The sequence below is a fragment of the Marinobacter sp. UBA2498 genome (genome assembly GCF_002341575.1).
Lineage (GTDB): Bacteria > Pseudomonadota > Gammaproteobacteria > Pseudomonadales > Oleiphilaceae > Marinobacter > Marinobacter manganoxydans.
Genome location: NZ_DDOI01000058.1, coordinates 13819 through 19676, shown reverse-complemented (window position 1 = coordinate 19676; position 5858 = coordinate 13819). Strand labels below are relative to the sequence as shown.

8 protein-coding genes are annotated in these 5858 nt (G+C 60.1%); 4 read left to right on the top strand and 4 right to left on the bottom strand.

All coding sequences use genetic code 11. The features are described from left to right. The 4 genes from B2W52_RS06900 to hpxZ form a co-directional block, all read left to right on the top strand. Positions 1-277: hypothetical protein (locus B2W52_RS06900; RefSeq protein WP_286802109.1), on the top strand; the 277-nt coding region annotated here is incomplete at its 5' end. Further along, complete coding sequence (locus B2W52_RS06895; RefSeq protein ID WP_414673483.1) at positions 274-993, top strand: cysteine hydrolase family protein; 720 nt, start codon at positions 274-276, stop codon at positions 991-993. The genes B2W52_RS06900 and B2W52_RS06895, both read left to right, overlap by 4 nt. Positions 994-999: 6 nt before the next feature. Then, complete coding sequence (gene biuH / locus B2W52_RS06890) at positions 1000-1701, top strand: biuret amidohydrolase (RefSeq protein WP_273072958.1); 702 nt, start codon at positions 1000-1002, stop codon at positions 1699-1701. A 25-nt stretch (positions 1702-1726) separates the two neighbouring features. Next, positions 1727-2110, top strand: coding sequence for an oxalurate catabolism protein HpxZ (hpxZ, locus tag B2W52_RS06885; RefSeq protein ID WP_273072983.1), 384 nt, complete (start codon positions 1727-1729; stop codon positions 2108-2110). Here the strand turns inward: hpxZ and B2W52_RS06880 are convergent, their stop codons facing one another. From B2W52_RS06880 to B2W52_RS06865, 4 genes are all read right to left on the bottom strand, one after another. Then, a complete protein-coding gene (locus tag B2W52_RS06880; protein ID WP_273072960.1) occupies positions 2111-3058 on the bottom strand; it encodes an isopenicillin N synthase family dioxygenase in 948 nt (315 codons plus the stop codon). It lies immediately after the preceding gene. Positions 3059-3083: 25 nt separating this feature from the next. Then, positions 3084-4430, bottom strand: coding sequence for an amidohydrolase family protein (locus B2W52_RS06875; protein WP_273072962.1), 1347 nt, complete (start codon positions 4428-4430; stop codon positions 3084-3086). 8 nt (positions 4431-4438) lie between these two features. Next, positions 4439-4942, bottom strand: coding sequence for a (2Fe-2S)-binding protein (locus B2W52_RS06870; RefSeq protein WP_273072964.1), 504 nt, complete (start codon positions 4940-4942; stop codon positions 4439-4441). Beyond that, positions 4939-5858, bottom strand: a 920-nt coding sequence (locus B2W52_RS06865; RefSeq protein WP_286802105.1) for a xanthine dehydrogenase family protein molybdopterin-binding subunit, incomplete at its 5' end; no start/stop codon positions are given. The genes B2W52_RS06870 and B2W52_RS06865, both read right to left, overlap by 4 nt.

The window sequence follows — 5858 nt, the reverse complement described above, 5'->3', positions numbered from 1 at the left end:
GGCAGAAGACGGCACCTGGAAATCCGAGCACCTGCGTGGCGACCTCCTGACTGGTGCAGCCAAACTCAGCGATTTCGGCAGTGCAGTAAGCGAAGATGATCAGCAAACGGTACTGGACCGCCAGGAAGCCATTATGAACGAAGAGTTCCAAGTCTGGGCAGGCCCGGTTATCGCTCAGGATGGCACGGTGTTGGTTGAAGAAGGTGACGTCATGACCCTGGAAGAAACCGAGAAGATGGACTTCCTCGTAAACGGCGTGAAAGGTCGTCTGAAGTGACCACGACCCACCCTGTCACGGTTCCCGATGCACGGCCCTACGCGTGGCCCTGCATCGCGCCGGTGCCCCCCCACCGGCTGGCCCTGGTGATTATCGACATGCAGAAGGACTTCTGCGCCCCGGGAGGGTACATCGACTCCCAGGGCGTCGATCTGGCCCCCGCCCGGGCCACCATCGAACCAATCCAGCGGGTACTGGCAGCGTTCCGCGCGCTGCCAGGCGCTCTGGTCATTCACACCCGTGAAGGTCACCGGCCGCAGCTGGCAGACCTTCCGGTCAACAAGCAGTGGCGCAGCGAACAGGTCTGCCCCGGCATCGGCAATGCCGGCCCACTGGGCCGGATTCTGGTGCGCGGCGAGCCCGGCTGGGAAATCATTCCGGAACTTGCTCCAACGCCGGATGAGATCATTATCGATAAACCCGGCAAGGGCGCCTTCTACGCCACCGACCTGGATCACGTACTGCGGCTTCAGGGGATCACCCACCTGGTGTTTGCAGGCCTGACCACCGATGTGTGTGTGCACACCACCGTCCGTGACGCCAATGACCGGGGGCTGGAAACACTGATCCTGAGAGACTGCACGGCCGCCACAGAAACCCGCCACCGGGATGCCATTTTCAGCATAACCGAAATGCAAGGCGGAATGTTCGGTGCCACGGCGACATCAGAGCAGTTTCTCGCCGCCCTGGCCCTATCAAACACGCTTCCGGAGTAACCAGCCATGACTGCAACCCTGAACTCTCGCCCCTATGTCTGGCCCTACGACAACAACCTGACGAGACACAATACAGCCCTGATCATCATCGATATGCAAACCGACTTCTGTGGTAAGGGTGGCTATGTCGACACAATGGGCTATGACCTTTCGCTGACACGCGCCCCAATTGAACCGATCGGCCGGCTACTGGCCCGATTCCGGGAACTAGGAATGCCGGTGATTCACACCCGCGAAGGACATCGCCCTGATCTCAGCGACCTGCCCGAAAACAAACGCTGGCGCTCCCGGCAGATCGGCGCAGGTATCGGTGACCCGGGACCTTGCGGACGCATACTGGTCAGAGGTGAGCCGGGCTGGGACATCATTCCGGAACTGGCACCAGAATCCGGAGAACCGATCATCGACAAGCCTGGCAAAGGCTCATTCTATGCCACCGACCTGGAGCTGATACTCCGGACCCGCGGCATCAGAAATCTGGTACTGACGGGCATTACCACCGATGTCTGCGTGCACACCACCATGCGCGACGCCAATGATCGGGGTCTGGAGTGCGTGCTGGTTGAAGACTGCTGTGGCGCCACCGATCAGGCAAACCATGACCATGCCATCAAGATGATTCAGATGCAGGGTGGCGTGTTTGGAGCGGTCACCGATTCCCAAAGCCTGATACAACGGCTCGAGTCTCTTTCCGAGCTACCCTCATAACCCACGGAGTTCAGTAATGACGGATATCACCATTAACGCCCCAGACATTGTAGCCGCCGTCACAGACGCCTTTGAGGCTTATGAAAAAGCGCTTCTGGATAATGATCTTGACGTTCTCGACAGCTACTTCTGGACATCTGAGTTCACCATTCGCTTCGGCGTGGCAGAAAATCTCTATGGCGCTGAAGCCATCCAGGCTTATCGCCGGCTTTGCCAGCCGGTAGGTCCGGGGCGCACCCTCCATGGCACCCTGGTGACGACCTTCGGTGACTCTTTTGCGACCGTCAGCACGCAGTTCAGCGATGGCCAAACAGACGATCAGGGTCGACAGATGCAAACCTGGGCACGGTTCCCGGATGGCTGGAAGGTTGTCGCTGCCCACGTCAGCGTGATGCGGACAGCGTCCTGATCACTCCGGTTCCCGGTGCTCGTAGGTTGCGTTCAACCGTGACGCAAGATAATCCGCACAGGTAATCGGCTGATACTTTGGCGCCTGGTCCGGCACGACATCCCGTGGGTCGACAACAGAATCCGGGTTCACTTCCAGGAAGAACGCAATGGAATAGCGCTCTTTTTCGGGTGGCCGGACCCGGTGTGGTGTGGAGACATAGACGTCGTTGCTCCAGCGCATCAGACAGTCTCCGATATTGCAGACGAACGCACCCGGCACATGGGGTGCCTGAATCCATTCGCCCTGGCGATTCAGCACTTCCAGTCCGGCCACGGCATCCGTCGCAAGGATGGTGACATTGCCGTAGTCACTGTGGGTTCCGGCGCCACCATCTTCCCGTTTGTTGCTGCCAGCGCTCGGCGGATAGTGAAGCAGTCTCAGGGTAGCGATCGGCAGTGTCAGGTGCTGGGCAAAGAATTCCTCATCCAGCCCCAGATCAATACTGAAGCCACGGTGAATGGTTCTGCCCAGCTCCAGACAGTGGTCGAAATAGTCCAGGGCACGCTGACGCCAGCCGTCAATCGAAGGCCAGAAATTGACTCCGCGAAAAGGTTTTCCCGCCAGGACATCCGGGTGATCGTCCGGGAAATCCGTACCGATATTGAAGGCTTCCTTCATATCCGCACCGGACTCCGGGTTCAGCTTCTCATCCGCCATCGCCACGTAGCCACGGTTATGGGGTGAGCGCTTGATCGACAGGACTTCTTTCTCGGCTGTCGGCAGCGCAAAGAGTTCCTTTGCCAGAGTGAATGCATCCTCGCAGACCTCCTGCGGGATTCCGTGGTCCGTGACAAAGAAAAAGCCGACTTCACGGCAGGCCCGACCCAGCTCAGCGGCGATGGTCCGACGCCGAGCCGGGTCGTCGCTGCGCAGGCCAGCCAGGGAAATGATGGGTAATGCAGACATTGTGTTCTCCTGAATATCGTCGCTATCAGACCATGGACAGTCGGGTGTGGGACAGTTTGCGGCAGGCCTCGTGCAGTGCCAGTCCCTGCTTTTGGGCATCGGCAACGACAGCCTGCTGGCTGACCTGAACCGCTTGGCCGTTCCGGAGTAATTGCCGGCCGTCCACCCAGACACCGGACACATTACCGGGGCCGGCGGCAAAGACCAGGTTCCAGAGCAGGTTCCCGCCCTGCTCGTCCACCGACACCGGTGCCATATTGGCGCCACCCAGATCCAGCAACAGCAGATCGGCTTTCTTGCCCACTTCCAGGGAGCCGATTTCCCGATCCAGACCCAGCGCCCTGGCCCCGTTGATCGTTGCCATCCTCAGGATCTGATCGGCAGGCAGCACGGTGGCATCCAGCCGCGTCGCCTTCTGGATCAGGGAGGCAAACTTCATCTCCTCAAACAGGCTAAGACTGTTGTTACAGACCGGCCCATCGGTACCCAGGCCCACGGTGACCCCCGCCGCCAGCATTTCCGGCACACGGGCAACACCGCTGGCCAGTTTGGCGTTACTGACCGGGCAGTGGGCGATGCTGGTGCCGGTATCCGCCACCCGGGCAATTTCATCGTCATTGAGCCACACACAGTGGGCCAGCAGGGTCCGTTCCCCCAGAATTCCGTAGTGATCCAGCATCGCCAGGGAGCGCCGGCCAAACTCGGCCGTGACCGCCTGTTCCTCTTCCTTCTGCTCACTGCAATGGGTGTGAATGCCGACACCGTATTCACGGCTTAATCGAGCGGCTTCCCGATAGGCGTCTTCGGTGCAGTAAAACAGGTGCTCCAGCCCCATCCAGACACGAATTCGGCCATTCCGGGTTTCGTGGTGGGACCGGATCAACTGCCGGTTTTCCTCTCGGGTCGAGAAGAAATCCTTGCCGGGACGGTCGGCCACGTAGGGTGCCAGTTGCACCCGCAGCCCGAGATCAGCCGCGGCATCCGCGCAGCGATCCATATACCGGAACATATCCATCACGCAGGTGGTGCCGGATTGCAAGGCTTCCAGGTAGCACAAACGCGCCGAATGGTAGGCAAACTCTTCGGTCATGGCCCGGTGCTCCAGCTGGTACCAGGGCAGCCACTCCATCAGGGGCATGTTTTCGGTCACACCGCGCATCAGGCTGGAGTGGGAATGGCAGTCGATCAGACCAGGCAACAAGGCATGGCCACCGGCATCGATCACTTCCACACCTTCCGGAATGGTAACCTCCTTGATATCGCCAACCTGGCGGATAACACCGTCTTCGACCACCAGCGCACCATCGGCAATCACCCGATTCGCCGGGTCCACCGTGAAGATCGCGGCGTGACAGAGTGCAAAACTCGACATAGCTCCCCCTAGGTTTCCGAACTCGTCTCTTTGAGCGCATCAACCGCGCGCTTCAGGCCGCCGTATCCGGTGCATCGGCACAGATTTCCGGCCACCGCCTCCTCAAGGTCAACGGTTTCACCGCATCGGTGCTGCCGCAAACCGGACACCAGTGACACCGCGATACCCGGCGTACAATAACCACACTGCAATGCGCTTTCGGTCGCCAGTGCCTCTTTCACCCGGATAAAATCCGGGTCCTCGGTCAAACCCTCGCCCGTTTCTACCCGGCAGTCTGAGAGTTGCCAGGCCATCACCAGACACCCTGGCACGGCCTGACCGTCCAGCAGCACGGTACAGGCTCCGCACCGGCCGATACGGCAACCGGCACGGGCAGAGGTGATTCGTCCGGCGTCCCGCAGGATGTCCAGCAATGTGGTTGCCGGCGATACCCACAGTGAAACGACATTTCCGTTCAGCTCAAAGGTCACCGGTTCCGGAGTGCAGGGTTCCGGCTGAGTATTGCGGGTCATGAGAAGTTCTCCTCCTGAGCACAAAGCGCGGACAACAGGTAGCCGGGGTCCACCGGGAGACGCTGCACCCGGATACCGGTGGCCGCCTCGATCGCCGAGCAGATGGCCGGTGCCACCGCCTCAATGCCCAGCTCTCCGACCCCGCGGACCGGAAAAGAGTCGGTCGTCGGTGTGTTATCCAGAACATCTACCCGCTGGTCAGGCGCATCGTGCATGGTGGGGATCATGTACTGATCGAGGTTGTCAGCGAGGTAGCGTCCTTCCAGGGTTGGCATGTCTTCGGTGAGGGTCATGCCGAGCCCCATCATGGCAGCGCCCTCGATCTGTCCCAGATAACCGGGAGGGTAGATGACACGGCCCGCTGCAGTTATATGGTGAAGGTCCGTAACCCTGACACGCCCGGTCAGACGATCTACGGCCACCCTGGCCACCGTCGCAATCTGCAACTGGAGGTAACGACCCACCGGTTGATCCTGGCCCGGGGCTACAGGAAATGCCTGGCTGGAATCAACAACCATTTCTGCCGGTTGGCCTTTTTCTGCCAGTTCCTGGTAACTCAGGACCTGACGGCCATCAAGAAACAGGCCTCCAGGGCCGCAATCCAGTTCGTCACGAGGCAGATTGGTCAACGACCTGGCCTGGTCCCGCACAAGGTTTTTCCAGCGCGGAAGGATGTTTGCCAGAACACCATGGACCAGAACAGAGCTGCGAGAAGCACTGGTGGGACCGGAATCCGGTCCACGCGAGTTCCCGAGGACCACGTCGATATCGCAGGCCGTGCAGCCCAGCCCCTCACACACAAGGCAGACAATGGCTTCGGCAAGGTTCTGGCCATAATCGGCGAAGCCAAATTCCAGGCGGATCCGGCCTTCAGCTGTCAGACTCACCCGGCCGCCACCACTGTCAGGGAGGCCGT